Annotated in this window: 17 protein-coding genes and 1 tRNA gene; 17 read left to right on the plus strand and 1 reads right to left on the minus strand. The window is 48.9% G+C overall.

Annotated features, from left to right (window positions below; genetic code table 11):
- The first annotated feature begins 43 nt into the window (after positions 1 to 43).
- The 10 genes from cysK (at position 44) to bioB (ending at position 8,643) form a co-directional block, all read left to right on the plus strand.
- Positions 44 to 976 (plus strand): cysteine synthase A, encoded by a 933-nt coding sequence (gene cysK, locus BM159_RS03615; RefSeq protein ID WP_093912909.1) that lies wholly within the window; start codon positions 44 to 46, stop codon positions 974 to 976.
- Positions 977 to 1,000: 24 nt separating this feature from the next.
- Positions 1,001 to 1,077 (plus strand) — tRNA-Cys (locus tag BM159_RS03620).
- Positions 1,078 to 1,330: 253 nt separating this feature from the next.
- Positions 1,331 to 2,116 carry a substrate-binding periplasmic protein gene (locus BM159_RS03625; RefSeq protein ID WP_093912910.1) on the plus strand — a complete coding sequence of 262 codons (786 nt, stop codon included), beginning with the start codon at positions 1,331 to 1,333 and terminating at the stop codon, positions 2,114 to 2,116.
- 126 nt (positions 2,117 to 2,242) lie between these two features.
- Entirely contained in the window at positions 2,243 to 2,899 is a 657-nt protein-coding gene (locus tag BM159_RS03630) for a TetR/AcrR family transcriptional regulator (RefSeq protein WP_093912911.1), read from the plus strand.
- Positions 2,900 to 3,241: 342 nt separating this feature from the next.
- Positions 3,242 to 4,462 (plus strand): cysteine desulfurase NifS, encoded by a 1,221-nt coding sequence (gene nifS / locus BM159_RS03635; RefSeq protein WP_245763627.1) that lies wholly within the window; start codon positions 3,242 to 3,244, stop codon positions 4,460 to 4,462.
- Between the two features lie 19 nt (positions 4,463 to 4,481).
- Positions 4,482 to 4,898: a Fe-S cluster assembly scaffold protein NifU gene (gene nifU / locus BM159_RS03640; RefSeq protein WP_093912912.1), complete on the plus strand. Its 417-nt coding sequence runs from the start codon at positions 4,482 to 4,484 to the stop codon at positions 4,896 to 4,898.
- Positions 4,895 to 5,515, plus strand: coding sequence for a C39 family peptidase (locus tag BM159_RS03645; RefSeq protein WP_093912913.1), 621 nt, complete (start codon positions 4,895 to 4,897; stop codon positions 5,513 to 5,515). The genes nifU and BM159_RS03645 overlap by 4 nt, the downstream gene beginning before the upstream one ends.
- A 213-nt stretch (positions 5,516 to 5,728) precedes the next feature.
- Positions 5,729 to 6,724: an asparaginase gene (locus tag BM159_RS03650; RefSeq protein ID WP_093912914.1), complete on the plus strand. Its 996-nt coding sequence runs from the start codon at positions 5,729 to 5,731 to the stop codon at positions 6,722 to 6,724.
- 122 nt (positions 6,725 to 6,846) lie between these two features.
- Positions 6,847 to 7,122 (plus strand): metal-sensing transcriptional repressor, encoded by a 276-nt coding sequence (locus BM159_RS03655; RefSeq protein ID WP_093912915.1) that lies wholly within the window; start codon positions 6,847 to 6,849, stop codon positions 7,120 to 7,122.
- A gap of 522 nt (positions 7,123 to 7,644) precedes the next feature.
- On the plus strand, positions 7,645 to 8,643 hold the full coding sequence (gene bioB / locus BM159_RS03660) for a biotin synthase BioB (RefSeq protein ID WP_093912916.1): 999 nt from the start codon (positions 7,645 to 7,647) through the stop codon (positions 8,641 to 8,643).
- A gap of 124 nt (positions 8,644 to 8,767) precedes the next feature.
- Here the strand turns inward: bioB and BM159_RS03665 are convergent, their stop codons facing one another.
- Positions 8,768 to 10,135, minus strand: a complete 1,368-nt coding sequence (locus BM159_RS03665; protein WP_093912917.1) for a YjiH family protein — start codon at positions 10,133 to 10,135, stop codon at positions 8,768 to 8,770.
- A gap of 344 nt (positions 10,136 to 10,479) precedes the next feature.
- On the opposite strand from BM159_RS03665, the gene BM159_RS03670 reads away from it, so the two are divergent.
- From BM159_RS03670 to BM159_RS03700, 7 genes are all read left to right on the plus strand, one after another.
- Positions 10,480 to 11,241, plus strand: coding sequence for a basic amino acid ABC transporter substrate-binding protein (locus tag BM159_RS03670; protein ID WP_093913045.1), 762 nt, complete (start codon positions 10,480 to 10,482; stop codon positions 11,239 to 11,241).
- Positions 11,242 to 11,624: 383 nt separating this feature from the next.
- Positions 11,625 to 12,632, plus strand: coding sequence for a bile acid:sodium symporter family protein (locus BM159_RS03675; RefSeq protein ID WP_093912918.1), 1,008 nt, complete (start codon positions 11,625 to 11,627; stop codon positions 12,630 to 12,632).
- Positions 12,633 to 12,696: 64 nt separating this feature from the next.
- Complete coding sequence (gene panC / locus BM159_RS03680) at positions 12,697 to 13,548, plus strand: pantoate--beta-alanine ligase (RefSeq protein WP_093912919.1); 852 nt, start codon at positions 12,697 to 12,699, stop codon at positions 13,546 to 13,548.
- A gap of 103 nt (positions 13,549 to 13,651) precedes the next feature.
- The gene (panD, locus tag BM159_RS03685; RefSeq protein WP_093912920.1) at positions 13,652 to 14,065 is read left to right on the plus strand and encodes an aspartate 1-decarboxylase; all 414 of its coding nucleotides are present in this window, start codon (positions 13,652 to 13,654) and stop codon (positions 14,063 to 14,065) included.
- 244 nt (positions 14,066 to 14,309) lie between these two features.
- Positions 14,310 to 15,047: a dethiobiotin synthase gene (bioD, locus tag BM159_RS03690; RefSeq protein ID WP_177205898.1), complete on the plus strand. Its 738-nt coding sequence runs from the start codon at positions 14,310 to 14,312 to the stop codon at positions 15,045 to 15,047.
- 19 nt (positions 15,048 to 15,066) lie between these two features.
- On the plus strand, positions 15,067 to 16,458 hold the full coding sequence (gene bioA / locus BM159_RS03695) for an adenosylmethionine--8-amino-7-oxononanoate transaminase (RefSeq protein ID WP_093912922.1): 1,392 nt from the start codon (positions 15,067 to 15,069) through the stop codon (positions 16,456 to 16,458).
- 15 nt (positions 16,459 to 16,473) lie between these two features.
- Positions 16,474 to 17,049 (plus strand): biotin transporter BioY, encoded by a 576-nt coding sequence (locus BM159_RS03700; RefSeq protein WP_093912923.1) that lies wholly within the window; start codon positions 16,474 to 16,476, stop codon positions 17,047 to 17,049.
- Positions 17,050 to 17,197: the final 148 nt, after the last annotated feature.

A 17,197-nucleotide genomic window follows, 5' to 3' on the forward strand; every position in this document is an offset into this window, starting at 1 on the left:
GTAGGAAACTTCTGAATTTAGAATAGAAAAGAAGGGAAACGTTATGGCTAAGATTTTCAAAGGGACTTTGGGATTAATCGGCAATACCCCCCTGGTGGAAGTTGTCAATATTGAAAAAGAGTTAGGCCTGCAAGCTACAATTCTGGTGAAGCTGGAATATTTTAACCCGGCAGGCAGCGTGAAGGACCGCATTGCCAAGGCTATGATCGAAGACGCGGAAGCGAAAGGTCTGCTGAAGCCGGGCGCTGTCATCATCGAGCCCACTTCCGGTAACACCGGTATCGGTCTGGCAGCAATCGCGGCGGCCAAAGGGTACCGTATCATCCTCACTATGCCGGAAACCATGAGCGTGGAACGCCGCAATATCCTGAAAGCCTATGGCGCGGAAATTGTACTGACGGAAGGCGCGAAGGGCATGAAGGGCGCTATCGCCAAAGCAGACGATCTGGCGAAGGAAATCCCCAACAGCTTTATTCCCGGCCAGTTTGTAAATCCGGCCAACCCGGCCATCCATAAAGCCACTACCGGTCCGGAGATCTGGAACGATACCGACGGCAAAGTTGACATCTTTATCGCGGGCGTAGGCACCGGCGGAACCGTAACGGGTACCGGTGAATATCTGAAAGAACAGAACCCCAGTGTGAAAGTCGTGGCGCTGGAACCGGCAGATTCTCCCGTGTTGTCCGAAGGCAGGGCAGGCGCTCATAAGATTCAGGGCATCGGCGCAGGCTTTGTACCGGAAGTACTGAATACCAAGCTTTACGACGAAGTATTTAAAGCGGAAAGCGCGGACGCCTTTGCGGCGGCCAAACTGCTGGCGAAAAAAGAAGGCATCTCCGTAGGCATTTCCTCCGGCGCGGCGCTGCATGGGGCCATTGAACTGGCAAAACGTCCGGAGAACAAGGGCAAGGTCATTGTAGCCCTGCTTCCGGACAGCGGTGACCGGTATTATTCTACCCCGTTGTTTACGGAATAAAAGATATATCGTTAACGTCCAAAAGGCGGCGTAGCCAAGTGTTTAAGGCACTAGTCCGCAAGACTATCATTCCCTGTGTTCAAATCCAGGCGCCGCCTCCAATTATATAAATAATAAACTGTACCGTTTAAAAAGCCAAAGGGCCGGCGCGGTACAGTTTTTTATTATAAAAAAGCAGATAAAGCCTTTGACTGGCGGTTTGTTTTCCTCTTTTTAAAAGTTGCCCAAAAAACACAAATTACAGGTTGTAATTTATTTAAAGGTGTGATATGATTTATCTAACTTAAATAACAACGTGTTATTAAAAGTCGGCGACGCCTGCTGTGTCTGGCGGACAGAAATGGGAGGAAAACCATGAAAAAGTTTTTATGCTTTGTATTAACAATGATTTTTATGCTTGCTTTTATGGGCTGTGGCGGTGAGAAAAAAGCAGATGTGCCTGCGCAGAAAGCTGTATCGAAGACAGTGCTTCACGTGGGAACTAACGCGAATTACCCGCCCTTTGAGTATTACCAGAAGGCCTCCAAAGCTTTCATAGGCTTTGATGTCGAACTGATGCAGGGTGTGGCCAGAGAAATGGGCTACAGCAAGGTGGAATTTGTGGATATGGAATTCAATAAACTGCTTCCTTCCCTGAAAGAGGGGAAGGTGGATGTGGTTATTTCCTGTCTGACGGTTACGGATGACCGCAAAAAAGAGGTCGATTTTACGCAGCCCTATCTTGTCAGCGCAAATGTAGCGGTTGGTTCCACTGACGCAAAAACCCGCAGCACAGGCGCCATGAAGGGTAAACGTATCGCGGTTGAGACCGGAAGCATCCACGTAAAACAAGCAAGACAGTATTCGGATACTGTCGTTGAATGCGGCGGAGCGGAAGAAGCGTTAAAACTGATCATGGACAAGAGGGCAGATTTTGCTATCATGGACAATTATACAGCACGCTTTTTCATCACTCATTTTTACAACGGGAAACTGAGCATTATGGCGGAACTGCAGGACGATACAGATACCCGTGTCGGGATTGCCGTAGCCAAAGGGAATAAAGAATTGATGGATAAACTGAATACGGGTCTGCGGAAATACCGTGAGGACGCCGCGTATTACCAGATGAAGAACAATTACTTTGGCAAACTTCTGTAAGGCACGGGAAAGTAATCGGCCAAAGCAAATATTATAAACCGTTCGGTTCAGATGCGTTTATTTGTCAATAACCGGTATAATGCAAGCACCAAAATCTAAGCCGGATATGATATAATAATAAAAACGATGAAGGAAGACGGTGCGATGGATTTTATCAGGGCGCGGGGAGAAGAACAGAAAAAAATCAGGATACAACAGATTGTAGATGCTGCGGCTATGCTTTATGAGGAAGTAGGCTATGACAAAGTCACGTTCTCGCAAATTGGCAGAAAACTGAGTTTTTCCCGTCTGAATCTGTACAATTATTACCACTGCAAGGAAGATATTTTCCTTACCCTTCTGTTACAGGACAGAGGGAAAATGGTAGAAGACGCCAGGAGAACCTTTTCAGGAGCAGTAACAGACAGGGACGCATTCTGCCATGCCTGGGCGTCGCTGATGCTGCGTCACCAGCGGATGCTGTCTCTGTTCAGCATTACGAATACGGTGATACTGCGAGATGCTTCTTCAGAAATGCACAGGCGTTTCCGCTCGGAGATGAGCCAGACCACTGACAAATTGATTTCGCTGGTGCAGGAGCTGTTTCCGGCGTTTACCCCTGAACAGGCGCTTCTCTTTTTGGAATGTGAGAGCAGTTATGCCCTGACGCTGTATCCGGCAAGCCTGGAATATAAAAACAGTCAGCACATTGAAATTTTTCCCGATGCAGGCAGGGGAACCCGGAATTTTGTTTCGTTATACGTTCCGTTTTTGAAAGTTTTACTGAAAGGGCTGGAAAAATAAGTTACTCCTTAATTGAATAGTTTTTCTTAAGTAAAGCAAACCGGCGTCAGCAAGGATCAGGCTGATACCGGTTTTTCTGATTTTGAACGGTGGAGATTTTTATAATTTTTTTTCTGTATCTGCGGTTTATGCATCATAAGATTCAGGTGTGTTTTCATGGCTGATATTACATTGTTAAATTCATATAAAACCCATTGACATAGTATGAAATAGATGCTATAACTATAACTAAAGAAAATCGAGCCGGTGAGCAATATGCAAACAGATGCAGAAGCAAAGGAACGAAAGGTTGTTAAAGCGCCCTGAACCATAACAGCCGGCGGGATAATGGGCGTATTAGTAATGAAAGGAAGAGATAATTTGCGTAATCATATGGTATATGCCGATAATGCGGCAACGACTAAGATGAGCCCCGCAGCCATTAAGGCAATGCTGCCGTACATGGAAACCATATGGGGCAATCCGTCCAGCCTGTATGGTGCCGGGCAGCGGGCTGCGGAAGCGTTGCAGTCGGCCAGGGAGCGGATTGCGGCGTGCTTTGGGGCATCGGCAGGGGAAATCTATTTTACCTCCGGTGGAAGCGAAGCGGATAACCAGGCCATTATCTCCGCGGCAAAAATCGGGGAGCGTAAAGGGAAGAAGCATATCATTTCTTCTGCATTTGAACATCATGCGGTGCTCCATACGCTGAAGAAACTGGAAAAGGCCGGATTTGAAATTGAGCTGCTGGATGTGCATGAAAACGGACTGATACATCCGTCTCAGGTTGCGGATGCCATTCGTGAAGACACGTGTCTTGTCACGATTATGTACGCCAACAACGAAATCGGATCCATCCAGCCTATTGTGGAAATCGGGGCGATCTGCAAAGAAAAAGGGGTGTTATTCCATACTGACGCCGTGCAGGCAGCCGGGCATCTGCCGATTCATGTAGTTGAACAGAACATTGATATGTTGTCTCTTTCTGCTCATAAATTCCACGGTCCCAAAGGGATTGGCGTACTATATGCGCGTAAGGGGATCCCGCTGACCAATATTATCGAAGGCGGGGCGCAGGAGCGCGGTAAACGGGGCGGCACGGAAAACGTACCGGCGATTTTGGGTATGGCGACGGCGTTGGAAGAGGCGTGCGCTCATATGGAAGAAAACACGAAAATGGTACTGAAACTGCGGAACCGGCTGATTGAGGGACTTTCCAAAATTCCGCACAGTGTTTTGAACGGAGATTTGGAGAAACGACTGCCGGGTAACGTCAATTTCTGTTTTGAAGGCATCGAGGGCGAAAGCCTGCTGTTGTTGCTGGATGATAAGGGAATCTGCGCTTCTTCCGGCTCGGCCTGTACGTCTGGTTCGCTGGACCCGAGCCACGTCCTGTTAGCGATCGGAAGGCCGCATGAAGTAGCGCACGGTTCGCTCAGGCTGTCTCTGTGTGAAGAAAACACGGAAGAAGAGGTGGAGTATATTTTGCAGTCTGTTCCGGACATTGTGGAATATCTACGCGGCATTTCCCCGTTATGGAAAGATAAAGTGAAAGGCAAACGGGCATTTCTGTTGCCGGAATAAGGACAGGGAGGTTTTGTTAATGGCACTGTACAGTGAAAAAGTGATGGACCACTTCCGCCATCCGAGAAATGTGGGAAGCATAGAAAACGCCGATGGTATCGGCGAAGTAGGCAATGCAAAATGCGGCGATATCATGAAAATATATCTGAAGATCGACAATGATATAGTGACGGATGTGAAGTTTGAAACGTTTGGCTGTGGCTCGGCGATTGCGTCCAGTTCCATGGCAACGGAACTGATTAAAGGCAAACCCGTAAGCGAAGTTTTGCAGCTTACCAACAAAGCGGTAACGGAAGCGCTGGACGGATTGCCCGCGCATAAACTGCATTGCTCCGTATTGGCGGAGGAAGCCATTCAGGCGGCGATTAATGATTACAAAAGCAAACAGAAAATCCGGGCGGTGGGCTCGTTAGCAAAAGCGGAAGAATCAAAATGAGAATCCCATTGCGTTATCAGGTTTCGGAATATGACTGCGGACCAACTTCCCTGCTGAACGCACTGAATTACCTGTTCCAGCGGGAGGAGATTTCGCCGGAACTGATCCGTAACATCATGCTGTATTCACTGGATTGCTACGGCAGCGGCGGCGCACCGGGAAAACGCGGAACCTCCCGCATGGCCATGATGTTTCTCAGCAACTGGCTGGAGGGCGTTGGCAAGACGGGTATCCTGCCGGTAGAAAGCCGTTACCTTTCGGGCAGGGACGTGCGCATGGATGCCCACAGTTTCCTTGTGGATGCACTGCACCGGAATGGTGTGGCGGTTGTACGGCTGTATCTGGACGGGGAACACTATGTGCTTCTTACCGGGGAAAAAGAGGGACGCGTTTACCTGTTCGATCCTTACTACCTGCCCGACGGGCTTGCGGAAACTGACATAGAAAATACGACGGGCCACCCGTTCCATTACAACCGTATCGTGCCCTTTTCATATTTTAACAGGGAAACGCAGGCGCCTTACGCATTGGGCAGTGAAGCGGAACGGGAAGCGGTGCTGCTGTTTGATACGCGGACGAAGCTGACGGAAGAAAAAGCCATCGAGTATTTCATTTAAGTGGGGTATTTCTAATAGGTGTTTCGCTAATTGAATATCATCTTTTAATAGCAAAGATAATCATATAATCCGGTATCGGTCAGAAGCAGGCTGATACCGGAGTTTCTGTTTTTTACGCGTTATTTTCTAAATCAGGTTGGCATATGGTATAATATAACAGACGTAAAACCATTGATAACTTTAAATTTGATTTTTTGGAGAGGTTGAAACGCTATGAAACAAATAGCAAATGTGCATATCATCGCAACCGGCGGCACCATCGCCGGGCGGGCGGATTCGGCAGCTGCCACAGTAGGCTACAAAGCAGGGGAACTGACGGTTGGACAGCTGATAGCGTCTGTGCCGGGATTAGATAAGCTGGCGAATCTTTCCGGAGAGCAGCTTTGCAATATCGACAGCAAAGATATGAAGGAAGCAATCTGGCTGCAGCTGGCGCAGCGTGTGGAGGAAGCGGCAGAACGGAATGATGTGGACGGTATCGTCATCACCCACGGTACGGATACCCTGGAAGAAACGGCCTATTTCCTGCAGCTGACGGTAAAGACGGACAAACCCATCGTGCTGACGGGCGCAATGCGTCCGGCTACTGCCATCAGCGCAGACGGTCCTATGAACATCTGGCAGTCTGTGCAGGTTGCGGCAGACGAAAGCGCAAAAAGGCGTGGCGTGCTTGTGGTGATGAACGGACAGATTAACGGGGCGGAAACCGTTACAAAAATCAATGTCAACGCGTTGGAAGCGTTCCAGTCACCGGGAAGCGGGGCCGAAGGCGTTATCGTGGACGGGAAGATTTTCTGGCAGTCTCAGGATATAACGGACGCATTATCTGCGAACAAAATGAAATTCTCCATAAAGAATCTCACGGAACTTCCCAAAGTGAGAATCATCTACGGCTATGTAGGCGGCGATGACGGACTGTTTGTGAAGGCGGCCCTGCAGGACGGAGCCAGGGGATTGGTGTATGCGGCTTGTGGAAATGGCAGCGTACCGGAAAAACTGGCAGGTCTGTTAAAAGAAACGGTTGCATCCGGCGTACCTGTAGCGATTGCCACCCGTTGCGGCGGGGGTGTCGTGGTTTTATCTGAAATAATGACGGCAACGAATGGCTTTATCGCAGCAGGTACGTTGAATCCGCAAAAAGCAAAAATCTTGTTGCAGCTCGCGTTGACGAAAACAAATAATGTGAAAGAGATCCAAAAGATTTTTTGATTTTCGTAAGAGTTAGTTAAGTGACTGAGGCAGAAGGAGTCCGGGCTTGACAACCGGCAGAGTTTCCTTATAATTAAAAATAATAGGTATGGGGGTATACCCTGCAACAGGAGGTTTATTGTATGATTCAATGTATGGATTCAGAAAATCTTCACCGCCGGTTTAAGAAGATTATCGGCCAAATCAATGCTATTGACCGGATGGTTGATGAGGACATTCCCTGTGAAGATATCCTGGCACAGATTAATGCGGCCAAGTCTGCGCTGCATAAGGCAGGGCAGGTGGTTCTGGAAGGCCATATCCAGCATTGTGTCCGGGAAGGCATTGAAAAAGGAGATGCGGACAGAACCATTGCGCGCTTTACGAAAGCGGTGGAACGGTTTGCCAATATGAAATAAGAAATTACCCACCAAAAGAGAACCGGATCAGTACAACAGCGGAGCCCCGCAATAGGGGTTTTTCCGCTGTTTTATATTTGTATTTGAAATAATTGTAAAATCCATTTTCACCTCTTGACAACATATACCCCTATGGGTATAATACCACTAAAGACAATACAAATACCCGTATGGGTATAACGATGTTAAAATATTGAAATTACTGATTTGTCGCAGCATTGTGTGTAAGGGGAAGGGAGATATGAAGATGAGCTTCAGTAAAAAATACGGTTTTGAATATGATAATTCATTTATGTTTTGGGGTTTCCTGTGGCTAATGAAATAAAAACAGCCCGGGGTGAGAGTGATTGCTTTGTAATTCTTCAACGTGCGCTTCTTCTGTAGAAGAGGCGCTTTTTCTATATACGTTGTTTTTTCTTAATTCTTTATATTTTTGGTTGACGAATTCCATCGAGTTAACTATAATTATGTTAACGTTAACGATAAGGAAGTTAACCAAAATAGAGAAAAGAGGCATCAAGTATGACGATTTCGGAACTGACTGCAAAAATAATAAAAGAGGATTACCGGATTACCCGTGACAACCTGGATAAAGAACTGCTGCTCACGGCAGATCTGGAAGAGATGCTGGATTGCGCCGGCAAACTGCAGAAGCATTTCTGCGGGAATCTGGTGGACTTCTGTTCCATCATCAATGGGCGGAGCGGACGCTGCAGTGAAGACTGTAAATACTGCGCCCAGGCTGCCTGCAACCATACCGGTATTGACGAATACGGCTTTTTGCCGAAAGACAAGATTTTTGCGGCCGCGAAAGCAAACCAGGACGCGGGCGTGAACCGCTTTGCCATTGTCACTGCGGGCCGGGCGTTAAAGGGTAAGGATTTTGACAAAGCCATTGAAGCCTATAAAGAAATGAACGCAAAACTGAAGATTCAACTTTGCGCTTCCATGGGGTTTATTGACGCGGAACAGTTCCGCCGCCTGAAGGAAGCGGGCGTTACCAGCTATCATCATAATATCGAAACCTCCCGCCGCAATTTTCCGAATATCTGTACCACCCACACCTTTGAGGATAAAATCCGAACCATAAGGATTGCCCAAAAAGAAGGCATGTGCGTCTGCTCCGGCGGTATCATCGGCATGGGGGAAACCTGGGACGACCGTATCGATATGGCGCTGACGCTGGCCGAACTGGGAATTGAGTCCATTCCGCTGAACGCCCTGATGCCGATCAAGGGTACGCCGCTGCAGGATACCCCGGAGATTTCCGCAGAGGATGTGGCCCGTACGGTCGCTATCTTTCGTTTCATCAACCCCACGGCAAACATCCGCCTGGGAGCAGGCCGGGGCATTCTGCCGAAGTCCGGGGAGACGGTCATTGGCAGAGGGGCTTCCGCTTCCATCACAGGCAACATGCTGACTACTGCCGGCGCCGCAACGATTGATAGTGACATGCAGATGTTAAAGAGACTGGGCCTGACGAATAACCCGGAAGAGGCGCAACCCGGAAGCAGAAACTGAAAGCATTATATGTAATGTGATATGCAAAAAGAATGGAATAGTATAAAAAAGACCGGTATCAGTCAGGTTTTGACCGATACCGGCTTTCTCTTTTTATCAAAGTGTAAATATGTACATCTCGGAACTAAAAGATCATATGCGCAAAAGCGGAAGCGATGATAAGGCTGATCACAGTCCGTTCTAAAAACAGGACGAAAAGCTCAGGCAGGTTTACCGGGATTTTGGAACCCAGGATCAGGCCGCCTACTTCGGAAAGGTAAATCAGCTGGGTTACGGAAACCACCGCAACGATAAACCGTGTCATGTTACTGGTGATGGTGCTTGCCGCCAGGATGGACGGGGTAAACATGTCGGTGAATCCGACCACCATTGTTTTGGAGGCCGCTGCGGCTTCCGGAATGTCGAGCAGGTTGAGAAGGGGCATGAAGGGGAGCCCCAGAGTTTCAAATACAGTAGTGTTCAGCGCCAGTACCAGTGCCAGAGTTCCGATACACATGACCACAGGCAGTACGCCGAACCACATGCCAGCGGCATTCTTCAGGCTGCTTTCCAGAAACTGCCCAATTCCTTTATACTCCGCGACACGTTTGCATGCCAGGTCCAGACCGTAATCCCAGGAAGAGGTATAGCCTTCGGGAAGTTCTTCCCCCATGGCTTTGCCGGGCACAAGAAACGTGTCCTTTTTTAAAGACAGGGGAGGGATGCGGGGCAATACCAGAGCGCAGACGATTCCGATGACGCAGACCACCAGATAATAAATCCCGAAATAATCCATCAGCTTGACCTGGGCCAGTACCACAATGCTGAAGGTGATGGAAACAGCGGAAAAGGTAGTGGCCACAATGGCCGCTTCCCGCTCGGAATAGTAACCGTCTTCGTACTGGTTTGCTGTAAGCATTACGCCCAGAGTGCCGTCGCCGATCCAGGAGGTGATGCAGTCTACCGCCGCACGGCCCGGAATGGTGAAAAGGGGGCGCATGACTTTTGTCAGCAGCGCTCCGATAAACTCCAGCAGGCCGAAATCCAAAAGGAACGGGAGCAGCAGTCCGGCCAGCAGGAAGATGATGACAAGGACGGATAACAGTTCGGTGAGGACGAATCCCCCGGCGTCTGCCATGGTAATCATATGGATAATGCCCGTATCGTTTTCGCCGGCGTCAATCTTCAGATATGTCAGCCAGATAAAGACGGCGCCAATGACCCGGATCAGGGCCCAGACGGGCGTGGCGGAAAAGGTCTTGTCCACGACGGGGTAGGTTGTGATGAAACTGGGGCGTTTCAGGGATATTACCCCCAAAATGGCTGAAATGGTAACGATGGCAACGCACAGCAGCGGAAGGTAATCGCCCAAGGCTGTACCAATCATATCGGCCATAATTTTTACCACGATGGTCCAGTTGTCATTGTATTTGATAGGCACCATAAATAAAAGGATGCCGAGCAGCGAGGGGATCAGGAACCCTGCCATGAGTTTTCCGTTTCTTGCTTTCATAAACGTATCTATAATCCGAATCCATACTCAGGGATCCCGGATTTTCCTTTCCCCCGGTTACCCGGGTTGATTGGTCTGTTCCGCCAGATTATCCGTTGACAGGCTTTGCGTGTTTTGAAAAAACGATGCGGTTTACTTACGATAACTATAACACTAAATCGAAAAAGTTAAAATAACAAAATGAAAAAAGGAACTTATTCATTGTGTTTCTGCCAAAACTGTGTTAAATTTTACTTAAGGAAACGCATCCACCGCATTTATTTATGGCTGTAAAATACCCGGACAAATCCGGAGAAAGGAAGATTCCGTCACTGTTTCATGGGACTGGATCATATACAGGGAAAATGAAAAAATATTTACTGTGCCTTATCAGCATCCTGATGGCACTTTGCGTTACTGCCGGTTGCGGCAGAGAGAAAAAGGCTGATGGCCCGAAGGTGTTGAAAGTCGGGACGGAAGTTACATTCCCGCCTTTTGAATTCAGAGAGCAGGGAAGCAAAGAAATCACTGGTTTTGATATGGATCTGATTCGCGCAATCGGAAAAAAACTGGACATGCAGGTCGAGATTCTGGACATGGACTTTGAAGCGCTGATCCCCGCTGTCAAACGGGGAAACCTGAATCTGGTCATTGCCGGTATGACGATTACGAAGGACCGGCAAAAAATCGTAGATATGAGTGAGCCCTACTATACTTCGGGGTTAGTTCTTGTGGTAGGTAAAGGCAATACTGCGATTCAAAAACCGGAAGACCTGAAAGGAAAAGCCGTGGCGGTACAGATCGGGACTACCGGCGAGGTGAAGGCGAAACAGCTGACAGGGGAAAAGGTTCGGGGTTTTAAAACCAATGAAGAAGTGTTCAACGCGCTGAAGGAAAAAACGGTGGAAGCTCTCATCATTGACAAACCTGTTGCCCAATATTTCATTAACAAGCATCATCCGGATGTCGTGATTGTCGGAAATACTTTCGAAACAGAGACTTATGGCATTGTGATGCGCCGGCACGGGGAACTGACGCCGAAAATCAATAAGGCTCTCGCGGAACTGAAAAACAGCGGGGAGTACGACAGGATTTACGAAAAATGGTTTGGGAAAGATAGTAAATAATAACGTGCGCATAGGCAGTAAAGCGTAGTTACGGAGATGCATATAACGGAAACAGAACTGGTTCAGACCATGCTTTCCGGTTTAAAAAATCGACCTCAAATATTCACTTGCATTTTTAAATCGTTTGTGCTATTATCTTCGCGGAATAAGAAAGGCATGGAAGGTATCCCCAGGGGAACTTTACCAGTACGCCGTGCTTATTCCGGACAATGTCACACATCGCTTGGATCATTAAGACCGGGACGAGACGCTAAATGGCTTCGTATGCGCATCTTACCGGATGCGCATTTTTTATTTAGCTCTCCGGTAAGCGCAGGCACGGCCACAGGTTGTGCGGCTGCGCGTCAGTGTTCCCCATGGGGACGTTTTGCAAAGGAGGAGACATGAAAAAGTTTTGTGAGCTCATCGGCAAGTATTTCGGTGTAGTCATCATCTTATTCTTCATCGGCGGCATGACCTGCCCCCCGGCTTTCACCTGGGTACTGGGAAAACTGGCAGGGTTTTCGCTTTTGAGCATGATGCTGGGAATCATTATGTTCGGCATGGGGACCACCATGGAACTGAAAGATTTCCGGCTGATTCTGCAGCGTCCCCGGGACGTATTCTTAGGCGCGGTTGCCCAATATGCCATCATGCCTTTTCTGGCATACCTGCTTTCGAGGGCCTTCAATCTTGATCCGGCCCTTACGGTAGGCGTGGTACTGGTAGGCACCTGCCCCGGCGGCACCGCTTCCAACGTAATCACGTTTATCAGCAAAGGAGACCTGGCCCTTTCCGTAACCATGACGACGGTTTCCACGCTGTTGTCGCCCATTATGACCCCGCTCCTCACGTATCTCATTATCGGTCAGCGGATTGATTTCAGTCCCGTTGCCATGTTCTGGAGCATCGTACAGATCGTTATCATTCCCATCGGTTTCGGTGTAGCGCTGCGCCACTTTTTCCCGGACTGGTGCGAAAAGGCAAAAGCATATCTGCCGGCTCTGTCCTGCCTGTGCATTTCCCTGCTGATCGCCGGCCTGGCGGGTGCAAGCCGCGACGCGATTCTGGCTTCTTCCGCTACAATCATGGCTGTCGTAGTTCTGCACAACCTGCTGGGCAGCGCCTTGGGCTTTGCGCTTGGCCGCTTCTCCGGCATGAGCTGGAAAAAGTGTGTGGCCCTTTCCATTGAAGTGGGCATGCAGAATTCCGGCCTGGCTGCCGGTCTGGCCAAAACCCATTTCCCGGCTCTTGCCGCCGCGGCAGTGCCCGGCGCCATCTTCAGCAGCTGGCATAACATTTCCGGCAGCATACTGGCCTGGCTGTATGTGAATTACCTGAATCCCCGCTACGACGAGGAATTGAGAAACGATGCATGCAGGATTTCCGAAAATGCAGAACCTGCCCATTAAACCGGCAGGAGTTATAAAGACTGATTTTATCAAGACATTGTAAAGAGATACAGGAGGCAGAAACATGAAGTTAGTAAAAACTGTGGCAGAGTTACAGAAGATAGTGAAAGAAACCAAAAAAGCGGGCAAAAGCATCGGTCTGGTTCCCACCATGGGCGCCCTGCATGAAGGCCATGCCTCGCTGATTAAGGCAGCCCATGCGGAAAACGATTTTACGATCGTCAGCGATTTTGTCAATCCGACCCAGTTCGGTCCCACAGAAGACCTGGACGCCTATCCCCGTACGCTGGAACACGACTGCAAACTGGCGGAGGAAATGGGGGCGGACGTGCTGTTCGCGCCGTCTCCCAAGGAAATGTATCCCAGCCGGGATATGACCTGGGTCGAAGTGACGGGCGACATCACCAAAGTGCTGTGCGGACGTACCCGTCCCATCCATTTCCGCGGCGTGGCTACCGTCGTAAGCAAACTGTTCAATCTGGCCCAGCCGGACAAGGCGTACTTTGGCCAGAAGGACGCGCAGCAGGCGCAGGTCCTGAAACGCATGGTAAAAGACCTGTTCTTCCCACTGGAGATTCGTGTCATGCCGATTGTGCGGGAAGCGGACGGGCTGGCCAAGAGCAGCCGCAACGTCTATCTGAACAAAGCCGAACGAAGCGCCGCGGTAATTCTGAGCAAAGCGCTGGCAAAGGCTAAAGCTGCTTTTGAAGCAGGGGAACGGGACAGCGCGAAACTAATTGCGCTGGTTACGGAAATGATTCAGACAGAACCTTTGTCCAACATTGACTATGTTGAAATGTATCAGCTTCCGGATCTTACGCCTGCGGAAAAGACGGTGACGGCAGATCATCTGCTGGCTGTGGCCGTGAAATTTGGCACGACGCGCCTGATCGACAACATCATTCTGCAGAAATAAGAAAAAGCTGAACAGAAAAAGCAGGTTAATAAAAACAAATTAGCAAAACAGATTTACATAACAAATTAGCAAAACCAGAGAAAACTTTCAGGAGGATAAGCGAATGCTTTATACTATGTTTCACGGTAAAATTCATCGCGCTGTGGTAACCCAGGCGCGGCTGGATTATATGGGAAGCATAACCATTGACGAGGATCTTCTGGACGCGGCGGGCATTTTGCCCGGCGAAAAGGTCCAGATCGTGAATAACAATAACGGGGAGAGGCTGGAAACCTATACCATTGCCGGAGAACGGGGCAGCGGCGTCATCTGCCTGAACGGGGCCGCCGCGCGCAAAGCCCAGGTGGGCGACGTTGTCATCATCATTGCCTATGGCCTGATGGATGCCAAAGAGGCGAAGGAAAACGAGCCCAAAGTTGTGATGGTAGACGAACATAACCGCATTGTTGCGGATATCGGCAGGGAAAAGGCAAACCAGACAAATACCGACGCAATGACAAAAGCAAAACGGTGTTAATTACGTTCCGGTATTTCCGGAATACTGTCATGTAATAAATACAGCAGCTGTACTTTTTACGGTATGGCTGCTGTTTTTTTACCCGGGTTTCACTATTCTGAAGGAACAAGGTTAACCTAAACAAAAACAAGGTTGACGTATTTACGATTCCGCTTTATAATTTTAACGTAAACCACTGCCGAAAGCGAGGTTAACGTTGCGGAGGCAGATGGTGAAGGCATCTATTAAACCAAAGAAAGAAGGTATGGGTTTGCTTGCAATAGGCATTACGGCAACGGATACGGAAATGGGTAAGACCGTGGTGACAGGCGCATTGGCAGCTGCGTTGCGCTTCCGCGGTATTACGCCGGGCATTTTCAAACCGGTTGCTTCCGGATGTGTGCGGCGGCAGGATGGGGAACTGATTTCTACCGATGCGGAGTTCCAGATGAAATGCGCGGGCTATCCTGACACATTGCGCAAAGAAGTGATTCCTGTAGTATTGGAAGCTGCTTTGGCTCCGGCGGAAGCCAGCAGGCTGGAAGGCATAACGCTTCAGCCGGAAAGAATGATCGAAGGGGCGAAAGCCTGTATAACCGGTCATGAGATCTCCGTGCTGGAAGGCATCGGAGGTATCACGGCGCCGATTACGGAAGACTTTCTGGTAAAGGACTATTTTAAAGCCCTGGGTATTCCTGTATTAATCGTAGTAAAACCGATATTGGGAAACGTAAATCATGCGGTGCTGACTTCGTATTACTGTCAGCAGCACGGTATTCCGGTACTGGGGTTCCTTGTGAACGGATGGAATGAAGAAACAGCGGGAGATTTGGAGAAAGGAAATCTTTATTATTACGAAAAACTGACAGGACTTCCGGTTTTGGGAAAGCTTCCCAAGATGACTGAGGAAGAAATGAATGATCCACGGAAGCTGGCTTTGATTACGGAGCAAACTGTTGAACTGGACAAAATCCTGGAACTGGCAAAAGGAATGCGTATTTAAAGAACAAGGAGACACTCAGATGAACAAATGGGAAGAATTGGACAAAAAATATATCTGGCACCCCTTTACCCAGATGAAAGGCTGGTTGAAGAATCCCCAGCTTGTAATTGATCATGGGGACGGTGTGAAACTGTATGATACAGATGGGAAAGAATATCTGGATGCCATCAGCAGTTTGTGGGTTAATATCCACGGGCACCGGCGGAAAGAAATCAATGAAGCAATCATTGCGGAATTAAACAAAGTGGAACACAGCACGTTGCTGGGCCTGATTAACGAACCTTCCGCAGAACTGGCGGAAAAGCTGGTGGAGGTTACGCCGGAAGGGCTGAATAAAGTGTTCTATTCGGATGACGGATCCACTGCCGTGGAGGCTGCTATCAAGATTGCATTCCAGTACTGGAATTACGCCGGACATCCGGAGAAGAAAGATTTTATCAACTTGGGCGATTCTTATCACGGCGATACGGTAGGCGCTGTTTCGGTTGGTAATGTGGAAGTATTCCACAAGGCCTATAAGCCGTTGCTGTTTTCGACCCACCGTGTCAGCTGCCCGTCGTTCTACCATACTAAAATGGACGTGCGGTCGGAAAAGGAATTCCTGGATGCTTTATTAAAGGAATTGGAAGATTACCTGAAAGAGCACGCATCCCATACGGCGGCCATGATTATCGAGCCGTTGTGCCAATGTGCCGCAGGCATGCTGATGCAGCCGAAAGGTTACATCAAAGGCGTCCGGGACCTGACGAAAAAATACAATGTGCTGCTGATCGTGGATGAAGTGGCGGTGGGATTTGGGCGAACCGGCCTGATGTACGCCTGCAAACATGAAAATGTACTGCCGGACATGATGTGTCTTTCCAAAGGCATCAGCGCCGGTTATCTGCCGTTAGGAGCAACGCTGGTGACGGACGAAATTTACAACGCCTTTTTGGGCGAACCTACAGAGTATAAGACGTTCTATCACGGACATTCTTATACGGGGAATAACCTTGCCTGCGCAGCGGGACTGGCCAGCCTCCGGATATTCGAGAACGATGATGTGATTGCCGGCCTTCCGCCCAAAATGGAAATGATCCGTCAGCATTTTGAACGTATCAACGCAATGGAATTTGTAGGAGATGCGCGCCAGTGCGGTATGCTGGGCGGCATTGAGCTGATGCGTGACAAAGCGAATAAGGTCCCCTTTGATCCCGGCCTGTTAATGGCGGGCGGCATCTGTCAGAATGCGCGGAAGTACGGACTCATTATCCGTAACATCGGCGACGTGATCGTCTTTATGCCACCGTTGTGTTCCACTCCGGTAGAAATTGATGAAATGCTGTCGCGCTTGACAAAATCCATGGAAGAAATATTTGACAGAGTGCGTAACCGGAACATGGATGCGTTTTCCGATCCCTGCGCGTTTTGATTGGAGGAATAAACTGTGCGCAATTCAAAATTACGAAACCATATCCTTTGCGCGATTTTTACTGCGCTGATAGCCATTGGGGCCTTCATTCGCATTCCGGTTCCCGTAGTGCCTTTTACCCTGCAGTTTCTGTTTACCACACTGGCAGGCGTGCTGTTGGGTTCACGCCTCGGTGCAATCAGCGTGGTCCTGTATATCGCGCTGGGGTTGTTGGGAGTGCCTGTCTTTGCGGAAGGCGGTGGGCCCGGCTATATCCTTAAACCAAGCTTCGGTTATTTGCCGGGATTTGCCATCGGCGCCTATATTTCCGGCTATTTTGCGGAAAAACCCGGAGCCTCCTCATTCAAAAATCTGCTGCTGGGAAATGCTTTGAACCTGGCTGTTGTTTATCTGTGCGGCATGGTTTACTGCTATGTAATCAGCAATTATTATCTGGGGACACCCATTGCAGTCTGGCCGCTGGTATTGTACTGTTTCATCCTGGCAGTGCCGGGAGATGCCGTGCTGTGCGTGGTCGCTGCCATTTTAGGGTCCCGGCTTGTGCCGGTTGTTGGCGTGAAAGCTTGCCATACGTCCGGAAACAGAATATAAATTTATTGGAAAAAATCAGGACGCTTCATTTTTATATGAAGTCAGTCCTGATTCTTTTTTTGTAAAAGCAGGTAACATTATGTTATAGTAACAGTAAAGTAATAAATGAAATGAAATGCAAGAGCAGAGAAAAGGAAAAACAAAACCA

Origin of the sequence: Succiniclasticum ruminis DSM 9236 (genome assembly GCF_900112895.1) — a bacterium.
GTDB classification, from domain to species: Bacteria; Bacillota; Negativicutes; order Acidaminococcales; family Acidaminococcaceae; genus Succiniclasticum; species Succiniclasticum ruminis.

What these genes read in the sequence shown, in the direction of transcription:
- cysK (WP_093912909.1), top strand. Translation starts at nt 44, where the DNA reads ATGGCTAAGATTTTCAAAGGGACTTTGGGATTAATCGGCAATACCCCC.
- BM159_RS03625 (WP_093912910.1), top strand. Translation starts at nt 1,331, where the DNA reads ATGAAAAAGTTTTTATGCTTTGTATTAACAATGATTTTTATGCTTGCT.
- BM159_RS03630 (WP_093912911.1), top strand. Translation starts at nt 2,243, where the DNA reads ATGAAGGAAGACGGTGCGATGGATTTTATCAGGGCGCGGGGAGAAGAA.
- nifS (WP_245763627.1), top strand. Translation starts at nt 3,242, where the DNA reads ATGAAAGGAAGAGATAATTTGCGTAATCATATGGTATATGCCGATAAT.
- nifU (WP_093912912.1), top strand. Translation starts at nt 4,482, where the DNA reads ATGGCACTGTACAGTGAAAAAGTGATGGACCACTTCCGCCATCCGAGA.
- BM159_RS03645 (WP_093912913.1), top strand. Translation starts at nt 4,895, where the DNA reads ATGAGAATCCCATTGCGTTATCAGGTTTCGGAATATGACTGCGGACCA.
- BM159_RS03650 (WP_093912914.1), top strand. Translation starts at nt 5,729, where the DNA reads ATGAAACAAATAGCAAATGTGCATATCATCGCAACCGGCGGCACCATC.
- BM159_RS03655 (WP_093912915.1), top strand. Translation starts at nt 6,847, where the DNA reads ATGATTCAATGTATGGATTCAGAAAATCTTCACCGCCGGTTTAAGAAG.
- bioB (WP_093912916.1), top strand. Translation starts at nt 7,645, where the DNA reads ATGACGATTTCGGAACTGACTGCAAAAATAATAAAAGAGGATTACCGG.
- BM159_RS03665 (WP_093912917.1), bottom strand. Translation starts at nt 10,135, where the DNA reads ATGAAAGCAAGAAACGGAAAACTCATGGCAGGGTTCCTGATCCCCTCG.
- BM159_RS03670 (WP_093913045.1), top strand. Translation starts at nt 10,480, where the DNA reads ATGAAAAAATATTTACTGTGCCTTATCAGCATCCTGATGGCACTTTGC.
- BM159_RS03675 (WP_093912918.1), top strand. Translation starts at nt 11,625, where the DNA reads ATGAAAAAGTTTTGTGAGCTCATCGGCAAGTATTTCGGTGTAGTCATC.
- panC (WP_093912919.1), top strand. Translation starts at nt 12,697, where the DNA reads ATGAAGTTAGTAAAAACTGTGGCAGAGTTACAGAAGATAGTGAAAGAA.
- panD (WP_093912920.1), top strand. Translation starts at nt 13,652, where the DNA reads ATGCTTTATACTATGTTTCACGGTAAAATTCATCGCGCTGTGGTAACC.
- bioD (WP_177205898.1), top strand. Translation starts at nt 14,310, where the DNA reads ATGGGTTTGCTTGCAATAGGCATTACGGCAACGGATACGGAAATGGGT.
- bioA (WP_093912922.1), top strand. Translation starts at nt 15,067, where the DNA reads ATGAACAAATGGGAAGAATTGGACAAAAAATATATCTGGCACCCCTTT.